General features: G+C 49.9%; 17 protein-coding genes. 11 read left to right on the forward strand and 6 right to left on the reverse strand.

The annotated features are described in order from the left end of the window. Nucleotides 1-81 precede the first annotated feature (81 nt). The gene (gene dusB, locus C7379_RS02305; protein WP_116615830.1) at nucleotides 82-1,089 is read left to right on the forward strand and encodes a tRNA dihydrouridine synthase DusB; all 1,008 of its coding nucleotides are present in this window, start codon (nucleotides 82-84) and stop codon (nucleotides 1,087-1,089) included. Here dusB and C7379_RS02310 read toward each other — a convergent pair. Together C7379_RS02310 and C7379_RS02315 are read right to left on the reverse strand one after the other, a co-directional pair. Next, complete coding sequence (locus C7379_RS02310; protein WP_116615831.1) at nucleotides 1,081-1,839, reverse strand: porin family protein; 759 nt, start codon at nucleotides 1,837-1,839, stop codon at nucleotides 1,081-1,083. The genes dusB and C7379_RS02310 overlap by 9 nt on opposite strands. Before the next feature lie 25 nt (nucleotides 1,840-1,864). Continuing rightward, on the reverse strand, nucleotides 1,865-3,052 hold the full coding sequence (locus tag C7379_RS02315) for a PCMD domain-containing protein (protein WP_116615832.1): 1,188 nt from the start codon (nucleotides 3,050-3,052) through the stop codon (nucleotides 1,865-1,867). A gap of 230 nt (nucleotides 3,053-3,282) precedes the next feature. Here C7379_RS02315 and dapB point away from each other — a divergent pair, with 230 nt between their 5' ends. The 4 genes from dapB to C7379_RS02335 all read left to right on the forward strand — a co-directional run bounded on the left by dapB (nucleotide 3,283) and on the right by C7379_RS02335 (nucleotide 6,873). After that, a complete protein-coding gene (gene dapB, locus C7379_RS02320) occupies nucleotides 3,283-4,038 on the forward strand; it encodes a 4-hydroxy-tetrahydrodipicolinate reductase (RefSeq protein WP_116615833.1) in 756 nt (251 codons plus the stop codon). A gap of 84 nt (nucleotides 4,039-4,122) precedes the next feature. Continuing rightward, nucleotides 4,123-5,571, forward strand: coding sequence for a signal peptidase I (gene lepB, locus C7379_RS02325; RefSeq protein WP_116615834.1), 1,449 nt, complete (start codon nucleotides 4,123-4,125; stop codon nucleotides 5,569-5,571). Between the two features lie 225 nt (nucleotides 5,572-5,796). Beyond that, a complete protein-coding gene (lepB, locus tag C7379_RS02330) occupies nucleotides 5,797-6,201 on the forward strand; it encodes a signal peptidase I (RefSeq protein WP_116615835.1) in 405 nt (134 codons plus the stop codon). 54 nt (nucleotides 6,202-6,255) lie between these two features. Continuing rightward, nucleotides 6,256-6,873: a WbqC family protein gene (locus C7379_RS02335; RefSeq protein WP_116615836.1), complete on the forward strand. Its 618-nt coding sequence runs from the start codon at nucleotides 6,256-6,258 to the stop codon at nucleotides 6,871-6,873. Between the two features lie 118 nt (nucleotides 6,874-6,991). On the opposite strand, the gene C7379_RS02340 is transcribed toward C7379_RS02335, so the two are convergent. Together C7379_RS02340 and C7379_RS02345 are read right to left on the reverse strand one after the other, a co-directional pair. Continuing rightward, nucleotides 6,992-7,717, reverse strand: a complete 726-nt coding sequence (locus C7379_RS02340) for a nitroreductase family protein (protein ID WP_116615837.1) — start codon at nucleotides 7,715-7,717, stop codon at nucleotides 6,992-6,994. Nucleotides 7,718-7,730: 13 nt separating this feature from the next. Next, the gene (locus tag C7379_RS02345) at nucleotides 7,731-9,050 is read right to left on the reverse strand and encodes a M16 family metallopeptidase (protein WP_116615912.1); all 1,320 of its coding nucleotides are present in this window, start codon (nucleotides 9,048-9,050) and stop codon (nucleotides 7,731-7,733) included. An 81-nt stretch (nucleotides 9,051-9,131) separates the two neighbouring features. Here C7379_RS02345 and C7379_RS02350 point away from each other — a divergent pair, with 81 nt between their 5' ends. Further along, nucleotides 9,132-10,064: a PfkB family carbohydrate kinase gene (locus tag C7379_RS02350; RefSeq protein ID WP_116615913.1), complete on the forward strand. Its 933-nt coding sequence runs from the start codon at nucleotides 9,132-9,134 to the stop codon at nucleotides 10,062-10,064. 691 nt (nucleotides 10,065-10,755) lie between these two features. Here C7379_RS02350 and C7379_RS02360 read toward each other — a convergent pair. Both C7379_RS02360 and C7379_RS02365 read right to left on the reverse strand, forming a co-directional pair. Then, the gene (locus C7379_RS02360) at nucleotides 10,756-11,895 is read right to left on the reverse strand and encodes a TlpA disulfide reductase family protein (protein WP_116615839.1); all 1,140 of its coding nucleotides are present in this window, start codon (nucleotides 11,893-11,895) and stop codon (nucleotides 10,756-10,758) included. Nucleotides 11,896-11,985: 90 nt separating this feature from the next. Beyond that, nucleotides 11,986-13,908, reverse strand: coding sequence for a DEAD/DEAH box helicase (locus C7379_RS02365; protein ID WP_116615914.1), 1,923 nt, complete (start codon nucleotides 13,906-13,908; stop codon nucleotides 11,986-11,988). A 478-nt stretch (nucleotides 13,909-14,386) separates the two neighbouring features. On the opposite strand from C7379_RS02365, the gene C7379_RS02370 reads away from it, so the two are divergent. From C7379_RS02370 to C7379_RS02390, 5 genes are all read left to right on the forward strand, one after another. Next, nucleotides 14,387-15,025, forward strand: coding sequence for an alpha-amylase (locus tag C7379_RS02370; protein WP_116615840.1), 639 nt, complete (start codon nucleotides 14,387-14,389; stop codon nucleotides 15,023-15,025). Between the two features lie 263 nt (nucleotides 15,026-15,288). After that, nucleotides 15,289-16,518 (forward strand): nucleoside recognition domain-containing protein, encoded by a 1,230-nt coding sequence (locus C7379_RS02375; protein WP_116615841.1) that lies wholly within the window; start codon nucleotides 15,289-15,291, stop codon nucleotides 16,516-16,518. Nucleotides 16,519-16,556: 38 nt separating this feature from the next. Beyond that, complete coding sequence (locus C7379_RS02380) at nucleotides 16,557-18,071, forward strand: polysaccharide biosynthesis C-terminal domain-containing protein (RefSeq protein ID WP_116615842.1); 1,515 nt, start codon at nucleotides 16,557-16,559, stop codon at nucleotides 18,069-18,071. Nucleotides 18,072-18,297: 226 nt separating this feature from the next. After that, on the forward strand, nucleotides 18,298-21,471 hold the full coding sequence (locus tag C7379_RS02385) for a SusC/RagA family TonB-linked outer membrane protein (protein ID WP_243406685.1): 3,174 nt from the start codon (nucleotides 18,298-18,300) through the stop codon (nucleotides 21,469-21,471). Between the two features lie 21 nt (nucleotides 21,472-21,492). Further along, the gene (locus C7379_RS02390; RefSeq protein WP_116615843.1) at nucleotides 21,493-23,406 is read left to right on the forward strand and encodes a RagB/SusD family nutrient uptake outer membrane protein; all 1,914 of its coding nucleotides are present in this window, start codon (nucleotides 21,493-21,495) and stop codon (nucleotides 23,404-23,406) included. Nucleotides 23,407-23,749 lie beyond the last annotated feature (343 nt).

The following is a 23,749-nucleotide window of genomic DNA, read 5'->3' on the forward strand; positions in this document are numbered from 1 at the left end:
GCTTGAAAGACAGGCGGGGCATCAATTTGTATCTCCCACATTGGCGAATGCCGTCTAAAAATCGTAACTTTGTGACCAATTATGAAAATAGGTAATACAGAATTTGGAAACCAGCCACTCTTCCTCGCCCCAATGGAAGACGTGACCGATATTGGCTTTCGCAAATTGTGCAAGCGTTTTGGCGCCGACATGATGTACACGGAGTTCGTCTCGGCGGAGGCCGTTGTGCGTAACATAAAGTCCACTTTGGCCAAAATGGCCATTGATGACGATGAAAGGCCTGTGGGAATACAGATTTACGGCCGCGACGTGGCGTCCATGGTGGAGGCCGCGAGGATTGTGGAGACGGTGCGGCCTGACGTCATAGATCTAAACTTTGGGTGTCCCGTGAAGAAAGTAGCGGGCAAAGGCGCTGGCGCTGGGTTGCTTCGAAACATCCCGTTGATGCTTGAGATAACCCGTGCTGTGGTTGACGCGGTGCGGGTTCCGGTAACGGCAAAGACACGGTTGGGATGGGATGGGAACAATATTGTCATTGCCGAATTGGCCGAACGATTGCAAGATTGTGGCATCCAAGCGTTGACCATACACGGTCGGACACGCTCGCAGATGTACACGGGCGACGCTGACTGGACGCCGATAGGCGAGGTGAAACGCAACCAGCGGATGCGCATCCCCATCATAGGCAATGGCGATATTACCACGCCCGAGGAGGCCAAGCGCGCGTTTGAGAGCTATGGCGTGGATGCGGTGATGGTGGGGCGCGCCACCTTTGGCCATCCGTGGATATTCAAGGAGATGCGCGACTGTCTCGACCAAGGCGCGGATGGCGTCTCGGGCATTGCCCAATCGTTGACTTTGGATGACAAAATTGACATACTTGAGGAACAGCTTCGCATTAACGTGGAACGTATAGACGAGTATCGAGGCATACTGCACACACGTCGTCATCTTGCCGCTTCGCCCATCTTTAAGCACATTCCAAACTTCAGGCAAACACGCATCTCCATGCTTAGAGCTGAAACCGTGGACGAGCTTACGGCCATATTGGAAAATTGCCGAGACTTGTTGAGGCAGCGGTCATTTTAGTTTATACGCCACGCCAACGGTTCCGAATATGGGGTATAGCGTTTGTTCCAAGGTCTTAAACCGTTTCTTAAATATGCCTGTCACGCCCCAACTGATGTCAGCGTAGACCTCAAGGCGACGATAGCAGTTCCAATCCGCGCCAATGTCAATGCCCCATTGCATGTTGCGCATGTCTCCGGAGAAGTCGTAAAAGCCCCTTGAGGTCTCGTCTTCACCAAGAATAACCTTGGCCCCCGTAGGGTCGCCGACGCGCAGGTAGCCGTTATGGGCATAGCCATTGAATTTTTTTGCGGGTACTACGGAGAAGTAAGGACCAACTCGAAAATCTACCTTTGAAATGGGAGACCACACGGCTTGCAGCGGAATGGTGAACATCCATTCTCGCACATAGGTGTTGACGTTGCCGGTAAACCGACCGCTTATCCGCTCGTCGCCGCGCACAATCTCCTCGTAATAGTTTTTTACGCGCGCGTCAATATTCATGCCTTTGTTCTCGAGATGCAATCCCATGAGCACGCTCCAATTGTCATTGATTGGACGAATGGCGTCCAAACCAACGCTGAAGTTGGGTTGTAGACGGTATGAGTTAAGCTCGCGAATAGATGGGGAAAGGCCTATTGGCGCCGTGCCGCCAAGGTTGTAGCCCAACCTTGCCTTGAGCGATAGGTTTTGAGGAAAAATGATATCAAAGGCATGTGCGTTGGCCACGTGGAAACAAAGGAATATGATGAGTGTTCTTAGCGTTGTCATTATGGTATGATGGATTGTTGAGTATTCAATTTTTTTTGTTGGAAACGGCTTTTGTCACTTCCTCTTCTTTTTTGCAGATTACACGCACTTTGTCTATGCATAGCTCCGAGCCGACAGCGCCTTCGAAGCTATCTCCGTTTTGACTCGACGAGAAAACGATGGTGAGATTGTATCCGCGGTTGTCCAAGAGCGTATAGTCTAAAGGCTCTTTGTAATCAAAAGTGAGTTTGAAGGCTGTCCATTGGTTTGTCGCCGGCAGTTTTCCCACATTGGCTATCGCCACTATGTTAGCGTTGGTTTTCACGTCATCGCCATAGAGCGTCACATGATTGCCGTTGGCGTCAGTGTTGCGATAGAACACCGCATAAATAGCGGGCTCGTCGGTTTTGCCCGGTATGGCTTTGCTGTTTTTGTCGATAACCTTTTTGCCGGGTTTGTATTTGTAATATCCCGTGATAGAAATAGGTTGGCGATCAAAGGGAATGCCAAACTTGGTGGCTTGCATGGGAGCCGACATAGCCTTGCCAAAGTCGAATTCTCCGAGATAGAAATTGCCGGCGGCGATGGGCTTCTTGAACAATGACCCCAATAAACCCGTGCCGCGCGTGGTGAGTTTCAGACCATGCCCGTCGTAGCCATCAATGAGTGGGACTGATGGAAATTCCTCTGGCTTGGCGGAAGAACGAGCCATGGCAAAGCCTTCGTTGCCATTTGTCCATTTGGAGATGGCGGCCTCCTCTTTTGTCGCGCATGTCCAAATATAGTATTGCTGTTTTTTCTTTTCCAGTTCGAAATGCTCAAAATCGTAGCTCACGGTTTCTGCGATGGTGCGCAGTAGCGGCACGATGGAGATGGTGTAGTCGCGATGCCAAAGCCCATCCTCGGATGTAACGCGATAGGTGATGTTACCGCCAGACACAGCGTCTACGGTGTTTTGGCGCAGTGACGCGCGTGCGCCGGGGGTGAGCGCCAAGTGGGGTATCAGGGCAGTCAGGTCAGATTGGTGATTTCGGCGCACATGAAACGTGACATTGTCTTCTGTCGAGGACACCGCCTTCATGGTGTCGGCCGCACTGAAAAAAGTAGCTGTGGGGTCATCAAGATGAAACCAAATTTGCTCAATGTCGCACTCTGCGTTGAGAGGTTCTTCTTTGATGCAAGACATAAGGATGCCACATACGAGTATGGAAAACAATATTTTGATTTTGCTCATAGAATAAAAAAGATTACACAAAAAATAAGAAAATGTGCAAAGCGCATCTTGAATTAGGCCGCAAAATTACCTTTTTTATTTCTCATCGCAAAGATTTTACGGTACATTTTCTTTTTGAAACGCAAAAAATGTATATGCAATCTGTTCTTTTTGAATAATTTAAGGTGCTCTAAAGAGTACATTCATAGTTTTTGGTTACCTTTGCAAAAAGGTTTAAAATCGTTTCGATTATGAAGATAGCATTGATAGGCTATGGCAAGATGGGGCGCATGGTAGAGCGTATAGCCTTGTCCCGTGGCCATGAAATAGTGTGTAAGATAGATGTTGACAATCAGCAAGATTTTGATAGCGAGGCTTTCGTGAGCGCTGATGTCGCCATCGAGTTTACTAATCCCACGGCAGCGTTCGACAATTATTGCCGCGCTTTCAAGCACAATGTCAAAGTGGTGAGTGGCTCCACGGGATGGATGAAAGACCATAAAGCCGAGGTTGAGCACATGACACGAGAGGGTGGACAAACGCTGTTTTGGGCCTCAAATTTCTCTGTTGGCGTAGCCATTTTCGCCGCTGTCAACAAGTATTTGGCACGTATTATGAATGGCTTTGCGCAGTATGACGTGCGGATGGAGGAGACACACCATGTCCATAAGCTTGACGCCCCATCTGGAACGGCCATCACTCTGGCGGAGGATATTATCGCGAACCTCGACCGCAAAACTTCATGGAAACTCGGAACCACTACTTGGGACGACGGCCATGTGGACGGAAACGACGACCATGCGGATCAAGAACTGCTGATTAACAGCATCAGACATGACGAGGTGCCGGGTATTCACAGCGTTGATTATGACTCGGAGGCCGACCAAATCACCATTACGCATAATGCCCACTCGCGCGAAGGTTTCGCCCTTGGAGCTGTTTTGGCTGCCGAGTTCACAAAAAATCGCACCGGCCTTCTGACCACAGGAGATTTGTTTAAGTTTTAAATATCAAAGACACTGGGCGCTGTTGTTTATTATTTGTTATATTTGACGCGGAGCCGTTTTGTCATCAACTAATCATAACAAACCATGATTGATAAAGAAAAAGCTAAGCTAAACATGAAAAAACAATGGGCCAAGTTCATTGTGGTACTCCTTCTTTATTTGATATTCCTGTACTGGGTGGAGAGCTGGTGGGGCTTGTTGGTCGTGCCGTTCATCTTCGACGTCTATATCACAAAGAAGATAAAGTGGCAGTGGTGGAAAACTTCCGAGGGCCCGGTACGATTTATAATGAGTTGGGTGGATGCTTTGGTATTCGCCCTTGTGGCTGTTTATTTCATCAATTTGTTCTTCTTCCAGAACTATGTCATTCCCTCAAGCTCTTTGGAAAAAAGCCTTTTGACGGGCGATTACCTGTTCGTAAGCAAGCTGAGCTATGGCCCGCGCATACCGCAAACGCCGCTCACCATGCCGCTCACGCAGCACACTATGCCGGTGATAAACACTAAAAGCTACATAGAGTTTCCCCATTGGGACTATCGTCGGGTAAGGGGTTTGGGCAAGGTGCGGCTTAATGACATCGTCGTTTTCAACTATCCCGCGGGCGATACCATTGTGACAGAAGAACGCTATCAGGCTTCCGACTACTACGCCATGGTGTATTCTTTTGGTGAACAAATCTATCAAGAGCAATCCACCGATGTGGTAAATCCTGCCAATTTGAACCGTATGGAACAGTATGACTACTTCCGGCGCATGTACGAGATTGGCCGAAACTACATACTTAACAATCCCAACGAGTACGGCTCCATAGACCATCGTCCCACCGATCGCCGCGAAAATTATGTGAAAAGGTGCGTGGGGCTGCCTGGCCAGACCTTGCAAATCAAGAACCGCATTGTCTATTTGGATGGCAAACCCAACAAAGAGCCTGACAATGTGCAGTACTCATACTTCGTGAAGCTCAAGCAACCCATCCCCGATGACGTGCTCAAGGAGTTGGAGATATCCATGGAAGACCTCACAAGTCTGAACCAAAACGGATACATGCCACTCACCAAGAGAGCGGCAAAAGCCTTGAAAGCTCGTACCGACTTGGTGGAAAGCGTCAAGCTCAACACCACGGCCGTGCCCGGCGGGCTGTACCCTCTCAACGCCGTGACGGGTTGGACGTGTGACAACTATGGCCCAATATGGATACCAAAGCGAGGTGCGACACTCAAATTGACAATGGACAATATCGCCATTTACGAGCGTCCCATCAAGGTTTATGAGAACAATGACCTTGTTGTAAAGAACGGGCAAATCTACATCAACGGCAAATTGGCCCATTATTACACTTTCAAGATGGACTATTACTGGATGATGGGTGACAACCGTCACAACTCCGCCGACTCGCGATATTGGGGTTTCGTGCCCGAAGACCATGTGGTTGGGAAACCCATCTTTATATGGTGGAGCTCAGATCCCGACCGCCACGGATTCTCGGGCGTTCGCTGGGGTCGTCTCTTCAGGATGGTTGACAATATTAAATAATTCACAACTCACCATTGTCTATTCATCATTTGCCATTCGGGATGTGTGTTGCGGTGGCGGTGGAAAAATAAAAAAAATTCATTTAGAATTGCCAATGCGGAGCGCGTGTACGTCGCTCGGGTTAAATTATGAATTGGCAATGGTGAGTTATGGATTGTTCAACCAATGCTCAGCAATCTCGCTCGAGCCAAATTGTGAATTGAAAATCGTGAACTGTGAGTTAGCATGCGTTATTTCCTAAAAACCATATTTGTGTTTGCTGGCGCCTTGGCCATCTTGCTTGTTGTGCGCTTCTACGCTTTCACCGTGTACGCGGTGCCAACGGACATAGACCAAACGCTGAGACGCGGAGACCGTGTCGTGGTGAACAAGCTGTCGCATGCAGGGTTCAAAAAGGGAGATTTGATGGTTTTCAGATGTTCGCGTGATATTATCGGCAGGGTGGAAGGCGTGCCCGGTGATACCGTCGCCGTGGATTCGGGGCAGTATCTCATTCCACGCATATGCTGTTCGCGATGCCGCTGTTCAGACTGCAAGTTGTACCTTGTCAATTTGGGTAAGAGCAGAACGTTGGTTTACAGACATCAGGTATTGGGTCATGCCTATAAACTTTTTCATTTGTCTTTTTAGGCCCATCCTTGTTTTTCATGTGCCAACTATTTGTCGCGCCGATAGTCTTTCCTTATGAACGATACTGATATTTGCATGCTCTCGTCCGCCTATTTTGGACCCATCCAATGGTACCAAAAGCTCAATCGTCACCGCGAGGTGCTGTTGGAACGCCATGATAATTTCCTTAAGCAGACCTTTCGCAACCGTTGTGTCATTGCCACGGCCAACGGGCCGCAAGCGCTCTCCGTGCCCATCGAGCGATATGATGGGCCAAAATGCGCCATGAAAGACATCCGTGTGAGCAATCATGGACGTTGGAGGCATGTACATTGGAACGCTTTGGTGTCTGCCTATGGCGAAAGTCCATTTTTCGAGTTTCTTGCCGATGACATACGTCCGTTTTTCGAAAAGCGATGGGATTACCTCTTCGATTTCAACCTTGAGATAACGCACAAGCTATGCGAGCTGCTTGATATCGAGCCGTCCATAGCCTTGACAACCCATTACGAGGCCAAGCCAAATTGCCTCGACTTCCGCGAGGCCATCCGTCCCAAGCGTCCTTTGCCCGACAATGACTTTACGCCACGGAGATATTACCAAGTTTACGAGCGGAAACACGGTTTCTTGCCAAACCTTTCCATCCTCGACTTGCTCTTCAACATGGGCAACGAGGCGGTGCTGTACCTTTGACAAGGTGGCGCGTGAGGTATGGATTGGCAAATGGCCAATCCTTTCGTTTTGACATGACATCCTCTTTGGCAGCCCCCTGAGCGAGCCTAATTTCGTATTGAGGATTTTGAATTTTTGATTAAACTTTGTGGTATATTTCCTCGAAGGGCAGCCGGAAACGCTCTCCTCGCACACCCTCCGGCAGTCGCACACCACACGTTATTACCATGTTGATGCCACGATTGTATGGCAGGTGGAGGGCCTTTTTCACCAACCTACTATCAAAACCCTCCAACGGGCATGTGTCGTACCCTTTCTCGCTCATGGCCAGCATGAACGTTTGCACGGCCAGCGCGCAACTCTTGTGCACCACCGTGCTCACTTCTCCCTCCGACACTTGGCGCACGATGGGGCGGAAGAGGCCGATGGTTTGTGCCAAGATTTTGTTCAGTAGTCCCTTGATACCAAGAAAGCGTGCGTACTGCATGGGCATGACCCGTTTGTAATAGAGACGTTGCAATCGTATTCGGCGCGCTTGCTTGTCTTTCGGACTGTTTTTCAATATGTCGTCAATGGCAGCCCGCAACACTTTTTGTGCGTGGTCTCGATACAAGTCTTGACGTGTCACGAACACCACCATCTGTTGGGCTGTCCGTGCGCTTCCTTGATCCAGGCAGGCGTGGGCCAACTTGCCCAACGTGTCTTTGTCCGTCACGTGATAGCACTCCCACAGTTGCATGTTTGAGCTTGACGGGGCCAATGTGGCCATGCGGATACAGTCTTTCACCTTGCTATCTTCCAACGGCTGGTTGGGGTCATACTTCCTGATGGCCCTTCGATGTTCCAAAATGTTTTCTAAAGTCATGTTTGCCAGTTCTTTATTTGTATATGAGTGTGGTTAGGCGCGATTCGTTAAAAATATCGTTGGCCACCTCGTGCAGGTTGTCTGCTGTCAGCTCGTCAATGTTTTTATAGAGCTGGTTGATGTCTTTCTCCCAACCATAGTGCAGGAAACTCTTGCCAAAGTCGAGCGCGAAGCTCTCCCTGTTGTCGCAGGCCACGCCTATTTGCCCTTTCAATTGTTTCTTGGCAGCGTTGAGGCGGGTGGGGCTGATGGGGTTTTGCATAAAGCCGTCAAGCTCTCTTCGCACCAATCGCAGGCATCTGTCAACGTCGTGCGGGTCGCATCCAAAATAGGTGCACCACACGCCTGTGTCGCCATAGCTTACCATGGAGCTTTCCACTGTGTACACCAACCCGTGATGCTCGCGTAGTATGAGGTTCAGGCGCGTGTTCATGCCTGGGCCTCCTATCATGTTGTTGAGCAAGTAAAGGGCCATGCGGCGACGGTCATAGATGTCGTAAGCCCTGCTCCCAACCATCACATGGGCTTGATGCGTGCCTTTGCGCACTATTGTTTTTTGTCCTGCCAACTTGTCGAGCCACACGTGCTTGTCGCCGTCATGCGCATCGTTGCCGATGTCTTGGATGCCGCCACGGCCTGTGTGCAGGCCCTTGTCTTTTTCTGGGCTCGCGTCATCCGCGCGCGCTTTTGGGCCAGCCGTCTCGACCATCTTGGCCTGATGTACGGCGCACAACTTGTTGATGATCCTTTTGAAAGACAAATCTCCGTATACAAAGAAAACGCTGTTGCGTGGCTTGTAAAACCTGTTGGTAAACTCGTGCGCCTTTTTGGTGTCAAAGCCCCGCACGTTGGTGGTCGTGCCTAATATGGCGTGCCCCAATGGATGCCCGTCGAAGACGAGATTTTCAAACTCGTCATATATCAGTTCTGAGGGCGTGTCGTTGTAGCTTTCAATCTCGTCGCATATCACCTCTACCTCTTTGTCTATTTCGCCCTGTGGATAGGTGGAGTGAAACACGATGTCGGTCAGGATATCTATGGCCCTTGATATATCTTGCTTGAGCACCGCGGCATGGTAGGTGGTGTCCTCCTTGGTGGTGAAAGCGTTGAGGTCACCGCCCACGCTCTCCAAGCAGTTCAGCACGTTCCAAGACCTGCGCCGCTCTGTACCCTTAAATGTGGCGTGCTCGCAGAAGTGTGCCAATCCCTCCTCGCCCGGCCTCTCGTCTCTCGAACCGGCGCGTATGCAGTATCCGCAATAGACCACAGGTGAAGATGATGGCATATGGATGACCCTTAGCCCATTGCTAAGCGTTGCTGTGTTATATTTCATATCAAGCGCAAAAATAGCCAATTTTGTTTTGATATGCGCTTGTTTTTTCGGATATTTGCAAAAGAAATGCAAAGTGAACCCATGCGAAAAGTAATAGGATTAGGCGAGACCGTCTATGATATTGTATTTAAAAACGCGCAGCCCATCGCCGCGTTTCCAGGTGGATCCACGTTCAACGCCATGATTTCCCTTGGACGGTCGGGCGTGAACTGTATGTTTATTGGCGAGGCCGGAGACGACAGGGTGGGGCGCGACACCGTCGATTTCTTGACCCGGAATGATGTGGACGCCCACAATGTGAGTGTTTTCCAAGACGCCAAATCGCCTGTGTCATTGGCGTTTCTCAATGAGCGGGGCGACGCTGATTATCTCTTTTACAAAAATCATCCTAACGACCGGCTTGAGCTTCCCACTCTCAACATACAGCCCGACGACATTGTCCTGATAGGCTCTTTTTATGCCGTGAACCCCGTGATACGCCCACAGGTGCAGGCGCTGCTCGACGAGGCGCGTGCCAATGGGGCCATCATCTATTATGATGTTAACTTTCGCCGTTCTCACCAACATGAGCTTATGAGGGTCACGCCCAACTTGTTGGACAATTTTGGTTACGCTGACATAGTGCGTGGCAGCAGTGACGATTTTGTCAATTTATACAAAACAGACGACGCTGATAAGATATACAGGTCTGAAATATCGTTTTATTGCAAACGCTTCATTTGCACTCGCGGCGCCGACCAAGTGGAATTGCGGGCCGAAAACGGTTTGGCGCGCAGCTATCCAGTGCCGCAAGGAGAGGTGTTAAGCACTATTGGCGCGGGTGATAACTTCAACGCAGGTTTTATCTATGAGATGATAAGACAGGGAGTAACCCATGAACAGATGGAGCGTGGGCTTGCTGTCGATGTGTGGGACAAGCTTGTTAAGGGCGCGTTGGAGTTTTCGGCGGACAGCTGTCGGCACTATTACAACTACGTCTCCACGGCGTTTGGAGAGGGAAAAAAAGTTTTGTAATTCACGATTCACAGTTTTCCATGCGCAATTAGGCTTGCGCCACGGCGTGTTGAAAACTGTGAATTACTTTTTTATTTATTTCGAAATTCCTTGACAAAGCTACGCTCATATTTCGCGTATTTGCAAGTCGTTGGCGCTTTGTTCGCAAATACGCCCAAATTTCGGCATTTTGGTAATTGCTTGTAAGACAGTATTTTGTGGATTTTCCGGTGTAAAGGCAATCAAAATTCTTTTCTTTGGGTGTGCGAATGGGCATTAATGGGATTGCGATTAAGGTCCAATCACGCTTCGAATGGGCTTTAAACGCGTTGCGTTTAGTGCTCTTTCGTATGGTGATTAGATGTTATACGCACGGTGGAATCGATTTGCGCGCTCGGAAATCACGATTTTGTCGCCGTTGGGATGGTTGTCTTGAAGTGTAGTTTGCCGTTTTAGATGGCTAAAAGCGATGGTTTGCAGGTGCTGTTTCTCGTGATTATTATTTTACTTTTTTGTCTTCCTGACAAAGTGAGAGACGCGCTGTTTTACGTCCTTTTGCCAACGGTTGTCACGTTTTCGCGAGTGAGTTTCATGCTTATTTGGCATGAGACATCATGGTGATAAAAAGAAAAAAAGGAGACAAGCGCCCTTGATGAGCGTTTGTCTCCTACATGGTTAGGGGTTGAAAGGTTTGGGCCGCGAGGCCGTGGTTTTACTTGCCAAAGGTGTCATCGAGAAAAGTGTAGAAGGCTGGGTCCTCCCCCACATATGTCTTCACGATTTTTCCGTCGGGTCCCACGAGTATCTTGGTTGGGAAACCACGCACACCATACTTTTCCAGTATTTTGCTATCGCGCGTGTTATAGACGTGCAACCAAGGCAGGGCGTGGTCTTTCACGGCCTTTCTCCATTTCTCCTCGCGGTCGTTGCAGTCTACGCCCAAAATCTCAAACTTGCCCTTGTATTTCTCGTAGTATTTTTTCATCTCCGGGAAACCCTTGATGCACCAGCCGCACCAACTGCCCCAAAAGTCGAGCACCACGTATTTGCCGCGTAGCGACGACAGCGCCAACGGTTTGCCGTTGATGTCGTTCAGGGTGAAGTCGGGGGCCGTCACGCCGGCCGCTTGTTTTTTTGCGGCCTCGGCTTCGGCCTTGGCTTGGTTTTCCATCTCGGTGATGACGCTTTGGTATATGGGTTTCATCCGCCCATCGCGCACGGATGGCGAGAGCAGTTTGACAGCTTCTTTCATGTCGTCCAACTGTTCCAGTTTGGGGATGATAGCGGCACAAGCCTCATAGTTGGGGTGCTCCTTGATAAAGGCCATGATACCATCGAGCATTTGTTTCTTCAAAGCCGGAGCCTTGGCTTGGTACTCGTTCATCAACGCTTCGCGTGGCTCGCCGGCCTGCATGCGACTGTTCAGTCCGCCCACGAAGTCGTCGAGTGGCTTGGACGCAGCCTCCATGGCACGGTCGGCCTCGTTGAACTCGTTGTAGAATTTAGACCCCGAGAAGTAGTAAGACTTGGTGAGGTCTCCGCTGAGTTCTGCCGTTTCGCCTGGCACGGCGACAGCTTGGAACCCCACTCTCTCCTCGTGTCGAAGAGTGGCTGGGGTGTAGGCATAGAGATTGGTGGGCCCGGCCACGCTGACGGTGAAGTCAAATTTGCCGTCCTTGACGATCACTGTGTCTTTGGCTTGGGTTCCGCCTTGTGTGGCATACATCACGATGAGGCTGTCTTTCAGCCCCTTTACATCGCCCTTGAATCGCACGTTTCCATTGTCGGCACTTGCCATTGAGGGCATCATGGCTGTTGCCATGAGCGCTAATGCATAAATTGTCTTTTTCATATAGTGTTTTTTAATTGATTGTGGCGGTATTTGTTCGTAAAGGTACGCATACTTTGTTAAAGTGATGGCCGATGTTAAGAATTAATAACTTTATTGTTTCTTTTTTGGTTTTCTCCGTGCCCATCCCTCCTCGCTGAAGTCTGGCTCCTCGCCTTTGAGCTTGAAAGGCGCACCCTGCATGAGGCTTTTCCAATCGTCGCGACCACGTCTGCCCCCCTTATCAAAATCTTGCAACTCTTCGCGATAGGCATTGCCACGCTGGCCCCGGCGTGCCGCGCGCCCTCCTTTGTCTGCGTACCGGGAATCTCTCGCATTGTTTCGACCGCCGCGGTCGCCTCGTCTCGCGGTCGCCTTGTTGGCGCCTTCTTGCCCGTTGCCATGAGCGATGGCGCAACGTACCTCACGCCCATGATAGCGCGTGCCATTGAGTGACTCGGCCACATAAGCAGCGTCGCGCTCAGGCACCTCCACGTAGCACGATTTCTGTAACAAGTCTATGTGTCCCACTTCTTGTTTTCCCTCTATGTGCTGGTTGATGTATTGCATGATCTCGCCGGGATAGAAGCCGTCTTTCTTGCCCATGTTGATGGCCAGACGGCTATATCCTGTCTCCGCGCCTCGCCGCTTGCCCCGTCGGTTGTCGGCCTTGCCGCCAGCGCCATCCTCTTTTTTGCCGCGCTTGGCGGATGGCTTCTCTATTGCCGGCGCGTTTTTGTAGTAGTCGAGAAAACGGCCAAATGTCACCGTGATCATCTTCTTGATGATGTCCTCCTTGTCAATATATTCAAACTGTCGGTATATCTCCGTCACGTAGGGCGCTATTTGTTCCTCGTCCACGTCGGTCTTCATGATATTGTTCATCACCTTGTAGAGTTGCTTCTTGCAGATCTCTTCGGGTGCCGGCAGCTCGCCGTCTACAAACTCCTTGCCTATGATTTTCTCTATGGCGCGCACTTTGTGTTTCTCGCGCGTGTGAATGATGGCAATGGATGTGCCTTTCTTTCCGGCTCGCCCCGTGCGCCCCGAACGGTGGGTGTAGCTCTCAATGTCGTCGGGTAAGCCGTAGTTGATGACATGCGTCAGATCGTCAACGTCGAGTCCGCGGGCTGCCACGTCGGTGGCCACAAGCAGTTGGGTGATATGCTTTCTAAACTTTTGCATGGTCAAGTCGCGCTGTTGCTGCGAGAGGTCGCCATGTAGCGACTCGGCGTTGTAGCCGTCTTTGATGAGCTTGTCGGCCACCTCTTGAGTCTCAATCTTGGTGCGACAGAATATGATGCCGTAGATGTTGGGGTAGAAATCCACCACGCGCTTGAGCGCCAAGTATTTGTCTTTGGCGTTCACCATGTAGTATATGTGGTTCACGTTCTCCGCTCCCTCGTTGCGAGAGCCTACCACAATCTCTTTGTAGTCGTTGAGGTAGCTTTTGGCTATCTTCTCTATCTCGCGGCTCATGGTGGCCGAGAATAGCAGCGTGTTGCGGTCGCGGGGCACGCCCTCGAATATGGTGTTGATGCTTTCGGTAAAGCCCATGTTGAGCATTTCGTCGGCTTCGTCCAGCACCACGTTGTTCACGCGCTCGAGTTTGGCCACGCCACGTTTCATCAAGTCTATGAGCCTGCCCGGCGTGGCCACTATGATTTGCACGCCGTGGCGCAACGACCGTATCTGCGTCTCAATGGACGAGCCGCCGTACACGGGCAAGATGTGCATGCCGTCTATGTATTTGGCGAAAGCGTTGAGGTCGTCGGCTATTTGCAAGCACAACTCGCGGGTGGGGCTTAGGATGAGCGCTTGTGTCTCGCGAAGATTGGGGTCGGTGCGCTGTAACAATGGTATGCCAAAGGCTGCGGTCTTTCCGGTGCCAGTCTGCGCCAACGCGATAACGTCATTTCCTTGACCTAATAAATACGGGATAACTTCTTCTTGAACTGGCATGGGGTTTACAAAGCCCAGTTCGTCAATAGCGCGGCGAATCTCTTCGCTTACGCCTAATTCTTCAAATGTTTTCAAAAAAGTAATGTTTAATAATGTAACCGTAGGGACTTCTTGACAACGCCCTACCGTTATTCCTTGTCCCTTTGAACGCCGCAAAGTTACGATAATAAAGTGACGGATGAGTACTAATCGCATATTTTTGCTATTTTTTTTATGTTTATTAGGTTTTTGCGACGTTCTTTTTGTCTTGAACCTCATTTGCAAGGCGATTTAAAATGATAGCGAAAGAAACGTTTTAACGCTGGTATACACGTCTTGACGCTGCGTGTCTAAGGCCGAGAGAGCTGTTCTCGGTGTGCTTTAGAGCATGATAAATTTGGTTGTAAATGGCATATTTATGATTTTTTTGCAAGTAGAGTCATGATTTTTTACCACTATTTTCATATCTTTGCGCCGCAATTTTTTTTGTGGTCGCAAACGGCTCGCAATGTGATATGTGAATTGTTGTGGTCACTTCATTAAATAATCAATTAAAAATTAAAAGAAAAAAACAATGATGAGAATCTTTCACAAAATTCCCATGTTATTGATTGTGCTATGTGCGCAGGTGAATATGATGATGGCCCAAGAAGCCAAGCCTGAGGTTGTGCCAGATGTTTGGGGCACTTATGAGGGTGAGGCCACCACGGAGTTGTTCGACCGCACGACCGAGACCAAGACTCCAAGTGGCAAGAAACAAATGATCATAGAGATAAGCAAGGGTGAGCGTCAGTTCACGGTTTTAACCTTAAAAGACGTTACAATCGGCCAATATGAGTTCGCGTCAATCCCTTTCAAAGATTGTTACCTGTTGCGTAATAACAACAAATGGCATGTAGAGGCATACAACAATCTTGATGACGAGGTGGCTACCAAGGACAAACAGCACACGGTATGGCTCTCGGGTAGTATTGACGAGAAAGAGAGTTGTGTGGATAAGGAAGGCAATTTGGAACTTAGTTTTTTCTTGTCTTTTAAGGATGACTCACATATACAATATGTATTCAAGGGAAAAAAGAAATCAGTTCCCACGGGTATCGACCATGTGAACGCATACAAGAAAACACCAGAGGTGTTCGATTTGCAGGGGCGTCGCGTGAGCAAGATAGGCAAAGGCGTGTATATCGTGAATGGCAAGAAAGTGGTGTTTTGATACAACGATACGCCGTCCGAACGGCGATACTGTCGGCGAGGGGTGGCTACGAGGCTGTCTCTCGCTTGTTTTTATGTCATGTCAAAATATCATGTGTTTCTTGTTGTGTGCCAATGGCGTGAGGATGGGCGACAAAACGCAGCACGAGAGGGATGAGACTGGCTCAAAAGCGTTGCTCGCCGATATTCTTTTCAAAGTTTTGTGGGTTTTCGAAACGATTTTTTTGCTATAAAATATAAATAGTGGTAACTTTGCCACTACGTATGGTACTGAATTATATTTGGATAGGTTTTTTTCTTGTAGCCTTTGTTTTCGGAGCCTTTCAGCTCTGCATGGGCGACGCCACTATTTTCCAGAAAATAGTAGACTCAACGTTTGACACGTCCAAAACGGCATTCGAGATTTCGCTCGGCCTTACCGGGGTGCTCGCCCTGTGGCTTGGAATTATGAAGATAGGCGAGCGCGCTGGTGTGGTGAATGTGCTGGCCAAGGCACTCAGCCCGGTGTTCACGAAGCTCTTTCCGGACATTCCTCGAAACCATCCGGCTATGGGATCAATCTTCATGAACATAGCCTCCAACATGCTCGGGCTTGACAACGCCGCTACCCCAACGGGGCTGAAGGCCATGCAACAAATGCAGGAATTGAACCCCAAGAAAGACACGGCGACCAACCCAATGATAATGTTTTTGGTGCTCAACACCTCCGGGCTGACCATCATTCCAACCACCATTCTTGCTTTTCGCGCCTCATACGGCGCGGAAACACCTACAGATGTCTTCATACCTATACTCTTGGCCACCACCGTGGCCACCCTCGCGGGTATCGTGATAACGGCTACTTGGCAGCGCATCAACATCTTCCAACCTGCGCTGTTGGCCACAATGGGTGGGTTGGTAACGTTTGTCGGATTGGTGATTTGGGGCTTCTCGCAGATGGATAAAGACACTATGGACACTGTAACGAGCGTGACCAGCAATCTCATCTTGTTCGGAATTATCATTATGTTCATTCTCGCCGGTCTTTTTAAAAAGGTGAATGTGTACGAGGCTTTTATCGAAGGGGCTAAAGAGGGTTTCTCCACAGCCGTTCGAATCATTCCCTATCTTGTTGCCATATTGGTGGCCGTGGGCGTGTTTCGGGCCTCTGGAGCCATGAATATGCTCATTGATGGCATAGCGCAGGTGGTGCGAGGTTGTGGCCTTGACGCGGATTTCGTGGGCGCGTTGCCTACCGCACTGATGAAACCTCTGTCTGGAAGCGGGGCCCGGGGGCTCATGCTCGAGGCCATGAAAAACTATGGTCCTGATAGTTTTGTGGGGCGGTTGAGCTGCATTTTCCAAGGCAGCACCGACACCACGTTCTATATTCTCGCCGTATATTTTGGCAGCGTGAGTGTTAAATACGCTCGCCATGCGGTGGCTTGTGGCCTGCTTGCCGACCTTGTCGGTGTCTTGGCGGCCATTGGCATCGCCTATATATTCTTCGGATAAGTGCCCGCTCGTGGACTTGTAGCAATTGTTTCAGCACTATGGCAAACTTGAAATCACTCGTAAAAGACACCGCCATCTATGGTATCAGCAGCATAGCCGGCCGGTTTGTGAACTATCTTTTGGTGCCCATCCAGACCGCCGCATGGGCTGCGTCGGGTGGCCAATACGGTGTCGTGACCAATGTTTACGCTTACACGGCGTTGTTGTTGGTCATCCTTACCTATGGCATGGAAACGTCATTCTTCAGGTTTGCCAACAAGACAGAGGAAAATCCGCGAGTCGTCTACACCACCACGCTCATAGCTGTAGGCTCCACTTCGCTGCTCTTCATATCCTTAGTCTTAATATTTCTTGGTCCCATCGCTACTTTCATGGGTTACTCATCACACCCCGATTGGGTGGCGGTGATGTTTATATGTGTGGCGATAGATGCGTTTAAATGTATCCCATTTGCCTTTCTGCGATACAACAAACGCCCGGTAAAGTTCGCCGTTATCCAGTTGGCTAACGTTTTTTTGAATGTCCTTCTCAATATCACATACCTGTTTTTGCTGCCTGCCTTACGCATCAATCCATTCGGATTGTACGATGAGCGTTTCACCTTGGACGTGGGCATGGTGTTCTATATCAATTTGGTTTGCACCGCATTGGTCACTCTCATGTTTTGGAAGGAGCTGTTCACTTTCCGTTATCGTTTAGACTGGGGGTTGCTCAAGCGAATGCTTCGCTATGCTTGGCCGCTGCTCATTCTTGGCATTGCCGGCATTTTGAACCAGACTTTCGACAAGATCGTGTTTCCTTTCCTCTATCGTGGGGCAGATGCCAAGGCAGAGTTGAGTGTGTATGGAGCCACCGTCAAGATTGCCATGATCATGGCCATGATAACCCAAGCCTTCCGTTACGCCTACGAGCCTTTCGTCTTTGGCAAGGCCAAGGACAAGGATAACCGTGACACTTACGCCAAGGCCATGAAGTATTTTGTTATTTTTACGCTTTTGGCCTTCCTCTTGGTAATGGGTTATATGGATGTCCTTAGATACATCATACCCAACCATGACTATTGGTCCGGATTGCGCGTGGTGCCGATTGTGATGGCCGCCGAGATTATGATGGGTGTGTATTTCAACCTTTCGTTTTGGTACAAGCTCATTGACAAAACCATCTGGGGGGCTTATTTCAGCGGCGCTGGCTGCTTGGTTCTCATAGCTGTCAACGTCATTTTTGTGCCCCAATACAGCTATATGGCATGCGCGTGGGGTGGTTTTGCCGGCTACGGCACGGCCATGACGCTGAGTTATTTGATAGGCCAGCGATACTATCCCATCAGCTATCCGCTCAAGGATATATTCGCCTACGTGGCCCTTGCCGCCGTGCTTACCGTATGCATGACGCTCGCCAATAATCATTTGCCAGCCTTGTGGGCCATCGTCACGAATACGATATTGGTGTTTGTCTTTCTTTTTTATCTTGTCAAGAAAGACTTGTCGCTCTCCTCCTTGCCGGTTGTTGGCAAACTGTTTGCGCGCCATCAAGGTCCGAGCAAGACTGCTTGATATTATAACAAAACAGTTCCAAATACGCCAAATTGAGCCAAACGCATGCGTTTGGCTCAATTTTTCTATCTTTTGAACGAATAGTTGCAGCGTTCTTCGGGTTATCAGGGTACATTTGCCAATGTGTTTACCTAACGGCTTTATGTGTTAAAAGAACATGTAGTCATGCGTTCACACGGATAGTAACATTAAAATTCTAATTTATAAACCTTTAATTCACAAGCAAATGAAATGCAACCATGGTCACGGACCAAGGCTATTCGTGATGTCATTAGCTTTGTTAGCTGCAAATCTAACGGCAACCGAGGCCAAGGCTTTGGGCGATATTTCGTCGGGAGTCACAAGCGTGCGGCAAGTTACCCAATCCGCACAAGACAACAAAAGAGACATTAAGGGATTTATTGGCGATGAGAATGGCGAGCCCATCATTGGCGCCACGGTAAGGGAACATGGCTCTGCCAACGCTGCCATCACCAACGCCGAGGGAACGTTTGTCATCAAAGCCTCGCCCAACGCTGTCTTGGACGTGGCCTACATAGGCTACCAAGACAAAGAGATTAGGCTCAAAGGTCGCACCTTTGTGTCCATATCGATGATTCCCGCGCACAAAGACCTGAAAGAAGTGGTGGTTGTCGGTTTTGGCAAACAGAAGAAAGAATCGTTGGTCGGGGCTGTGCAAGCTGTAAATCCAGACGACTTGAAGATGACTTCAAGCAGCCTTACCACCTCGTTCGCGGGCAACGTGCCTGGCATCATAGCCCGACAAGCAAGTGGAGAGCCCGGTTATGATCACGCCGAGTTCTATATAAGGGGTATCTCCACCTTTGGCGCGAACAAGGCTCCGCTTATCATTCTCGATGGTGTTGAGATTAGTCCCACCATGCTCAACAATATCCCGCCAGAGTCAATCGAGTCTTTCTCGGTGCTCAAGGATGCCACCGCCACATCTTTATATGGTTCGCGTGGCGCCAATGGTGTTATTATCGTGAACACCAAACAGGGCGAGCTGTCCGAGAAAATGCAAGTGAAGGTGCGTTTGGACAACACTTTTTCCTCTCCAACGATGATACAGTCCATGGCCGACGGGCCCACTTACATGGAAATGTTCAACGAAGCTGCCTACAACGAGGCTAAGGCTGTGGGCAACGCTTACACTCCTTATTATAGTGAGGAGCGCATTGCCAAGACTCGCGAGGGAGCCAATCCATACCTGTTCCCGAACAACGACTGGTATGGTATGTTGTTTAAAAAGATGACCATGAACCAGAACTTGAACCTCAATGTCAGGGGTGGTAGCAAGATATTGACCTATTTTCTCAACGCGGGCATCTTCTACGAGAACGGTATCATACGCCAACCCAAAGAGGCGCAAGCGTTGGATGTGAGCATGCGAAGCCGCAAGTACTTGTTCCAAAGCAACGTCACGGCTCGTCTTACGCGCACGACAAAGATTGGCTTGAACATGAATACGCAACTGTTCTACTATCACGCGCCGAAAGAACCGGTCAATCGATTGTTCTATTACACCATGACCGTGTCGCCTGTTAGCTTCCCACCCGTGCTTCCCGCGCAGAATGGCGACATGTTCGTGCGATACGGACTGAACGCTCGCCAAGGCGTAGGTGGCTTGCAAACCAACCCATACGCGCGGCTGAGTTCTGGCTATACTGACCGCAACTACGTATATTCCACGACGGCGTTCAATATAGACCAAGACTTGGACTTTGTCACTCCCGGACTCAAGGCGAGCGGTTTGGTATCATTCTACAATTACAGTTTCAACTGGCTGGACCATTGGAACGTGCCCTTTTATTACAAAGTGGCTGATGATTACACCGTGGACGAGAACGGACAATACCATTTCGACACCACCTCCATTGGAGACCCCGGACAACCTTACCTGCAATCCAACTCTGGCAGGGACCCCACCACGACCGTATGGTCAATGCAAGGCAAGGTGGACTATCAAAGAATGTTTGGCAAGCACGACGTGAACACCACTTTGGTGTACCACATGAAAGAGACCAAAAAGGTCAAGAATGGCGGTGGAGAATACGATTTGCTGCCTTATCGAGAGCAGGGTTTGGCCGGCAGGTTGGCTTATAACTATGGCCATCGATACCTGTTGGAGGCCACGTTCGGCTACAACGGCTCGGAAAACTTTATGAGTGGCCAGCGCTTTGGGTTCTTCCCGGCCGTCGCCGCGGGCTGGACCATCTCCAACGAGGCGTTCTTCAAACCTGTCAAAGCCTACGTACACAACTTGAAGATACGCGGCTCGTATGGCCTTGTGGGAAACGACGCTCTGCAAAACCGTTTCCCATACATCACCACGGTGGACATGTTGTCCAATGGTGGTTGGTGGATAGGCAACAACTATGATAACATCAAAGTGCCCAATATCACCACTTATGGCAACACGTTGGCCACATGGGAGAAATCGAAGAAGCTCAATGTGGGCGTGGATATGAGCCTGATGGGCTGCTTGGACATCACATTTGACTATTTCAACGAGGCGCGCACGGGCATCTTCATGCAGAGAAACGCCGTGATTTCCATGTTGGGCTTCGGCAAGAACAAACCTTGGGCCAATATCGGAGCGGTGAAAAACGAGGGCTTTGACATGAGCTTGGCCTACACCAAAGTGTTCAACAGGGATTTCACCGTCAAGGCAAACGGTAGCCTGACATACGCCCACAATGAGATGACCGACGTGGATGAGCCGCAAAACGTGTCTTCTTACTACTCCCGTTTGGGTCACCCCATCAACAGCATACGCGGCTTTGTGGCCGAGGGCCTGTTCACCTCGCAAGAGGAAATAGACCAAGCGCCCAAGCAAGAGCTTAGCGCGTATACCGTGGGCGACATCAAATACAAGGACCTCAACAATGACAACAAGATAGACCAAAACGACGTTACTACCATCGGATACCCAGAGTTGCCGGAGATAATCTATGGTTTTGGCGCCACCGTCACTTACAAGAAGTGGGACGTGTCGATGATGTTTCAAGGAGCGGCGCGCGTGAGCCTGATGATGAGAGACATCCATCCCTTCGTTGACAAGGAGGGCGACGGACTGGGTATAGCCCAGTATATCGTGAAAAACCACTGGTCAGAGGCCAACAACAACGCCAATGCGGCCTATCCGCGCCTGTCCCAATCGTTTGTGAACAACAACGTGGTGCCAAGCACTTTCTACATGCGTGACGGCAGCTACTTACGCCTCAAGACCATGGAGGTGGGCTTCACGCCTACCAAGTGGATGCGCGTTTATGTGGCGGGGACCAACCTTCTCACCTTCTCGAAGTTCAAGACGTGGGATCCCGAGATGGGAAGCGGTAACGGTTTGAGTTACCCATTGCAGCGAACCGTCAAAGTTGGCGTACAGTTTCATTATTAATAGCGACAAAAATACATAACGATGAAAACCAAATCATACATCAAAATAGCGTTAGCCACCGTTTTGGCGGGAACGCTGTCGGCATGCGACTTTCTCGATGTGGTGCCCACAGGAAACGCCACCGAGGCCGATATTTACAAGACACAAACCCAAGCGGAGCGTATGGTGGTGGGCTGTTATAGCGAGATACCCGACATCATGCAGCCACAAAAGGGATTTCCCGGCTTGATGGGGTCAGACGAAATGGTGGTGGGCCACCGAGGAACGACACGATGGTTTCACTACAAAAGCCTTATGAACGGCGACGAGTCGTCGTCCAACACCTACTTCGCGATGTGGAGCAATACGGCTGACCATTACCCCACGGATGCCCAAAAGAAAGACATTTGGGGGGCCATTCGCAAGTGTTACAATGTGTTGAATAACCTTGACAAGGTGCCCGACATCACCAATGAGAACAAAAATGTGTGGAAAGGAGAGGCTCTTTTCCTCATAGGCTATTATCATCAGTTGTTGTTGGAGTATTACGGCCCGATATTCTTGGCCAAGGAAGAGTACTCGCAGAATGCTGAAAACGGGCAGATGCGCGTGCCATACGATGAGTGCGTGAACTTTATCGCTGAGAAATACGACGAGGCCGCCAAGCTGCTTCCTGCTGTTCGTACCAATGGCGAGAAGAATAGGGCCACTTCGGCCACCGCGCTCGGATTCAAGGCGCGCTTGCTTTTGTACGCCGCGTCGCCCTTGGTAAATGGTAATGCGGAGTTTTACGCCAATTTCAAAAACCCGGATGGCAAACCATTGATGAACCTGACGTACGACCGGGAGAAGTGGAAGAAGGCCATGGACGCCGCCGAGGACGCCATCAAACTGTGCGAGACGAATGGCTACAAGCTATACGGTGGCAGCACAAGCGACATGTTGCAGGGTGGCAAAAACTATCACGAGGCTTTCGTTGGCCCAAAGACGGGTAACTTTAACAACTGGGACGAGATACTCTTCGGTTTAGCCAACCAGGATGAAATAAAATATTGCATCAAGAATTTCGCGCCGCGCATAGGCTTCACCAAGTATAGTCGCGATGGGTTCAGGGGATACGTGTTCCCCACATGGAGTTGCGTGACCCGATACTTTACATTAAAAGGTTTGCCATGGGAAGACGACCCGGACACGAAGAACCTTCAACCCACAGACTTAGTGCCCTCTCCTTTCTTTCCTAAAGAGCAGACATCTGCCTACAATGCGTTCAGAGAGCCGAGGTTCTATGCCTCTGTCGGTTTCGACCGTGGACCGTTTGAGGTCAACAATGGCGTGACAATGCTGAAGTGTCGCAGGGGTGAGCCTCAACAGGAAGATGGCATAAAGGGCAACGAGTATCAAAGCGACAATGGCTATTACTGCCAAAAATGGGTCTCGTCCAAAGACACTTACAACCCCAGAAACAAGCAGTTCACGTACAACAAGTGGGTTTTCCCTTATATGCGTTTGGCCGGGTTGTACCTGAGCTACGTGGAAGCCGATTTTGAATATAACCATAAGTTGAGCGCCAAGAGCTTGGAATATCTCAACAAGGTGCGCACGCGCAGCGGGCTTCCCACGTTCCAAAAGTCGTGGAGCTACGCCGGAGGCATACCTACCGACGAGGCTAAGCTACGGCAGGTGATACACGACGAGCGGTCCAATGAATTGGCTATGGAGGGTCGTCGTTTCCATGACATTCGTCGATGGAAGATACTTGAGAAGGTGTTGAGGCCCAAGGAAAAAGCGTGGAATACAGCTGGCAGAAGCGCCAAAGACTATTATCGCCTCACTGACATGAACGATGGAGCGTATGTCAACCGATCTACTATCGTGGCTCCCAAGTGCTACTGGCTTGCCATTCCTATCGACCAGATACAGATAGACCCCAACTTGGTACAAAATCCGGGCTATTAATCAATCGCTGACAAATAGGCGCTCAAGGCCAATCGCCATCAAGTTTGCGCCTGTCTTTTTAGTGAGAAGGCTGCCTTGAAAAAAGAGCGAGACGCGCTTGGCTACCGACAGAGTGCGGCCCAATCGCAAAAAAGCTGTAAGAGGATGGTGGCAATGTTAAGCGGAAACCATACTGGGGTAAAACGCATGCTTTAACTTGAATGCCAGCTTAACCACTCAAAATGACTGCCTGTTTGTCTATGCGACAACTCAAATCCCCGCGCTCTCATCGTGAGAACGCGGGGATTTTCATGTGTTTACGCTTGTCGAGCGTCGTGTTTTCAATCTGCCGCTTGCCCACGAC

This window comes from Hallella colorans (assembly GCF_003096815.1).
GTDB lineage: Bacteria > Bacteroidota > Bacteroidia > Bacteroidales > Bacteroidaceae > Prevotella > Prevotella colorans.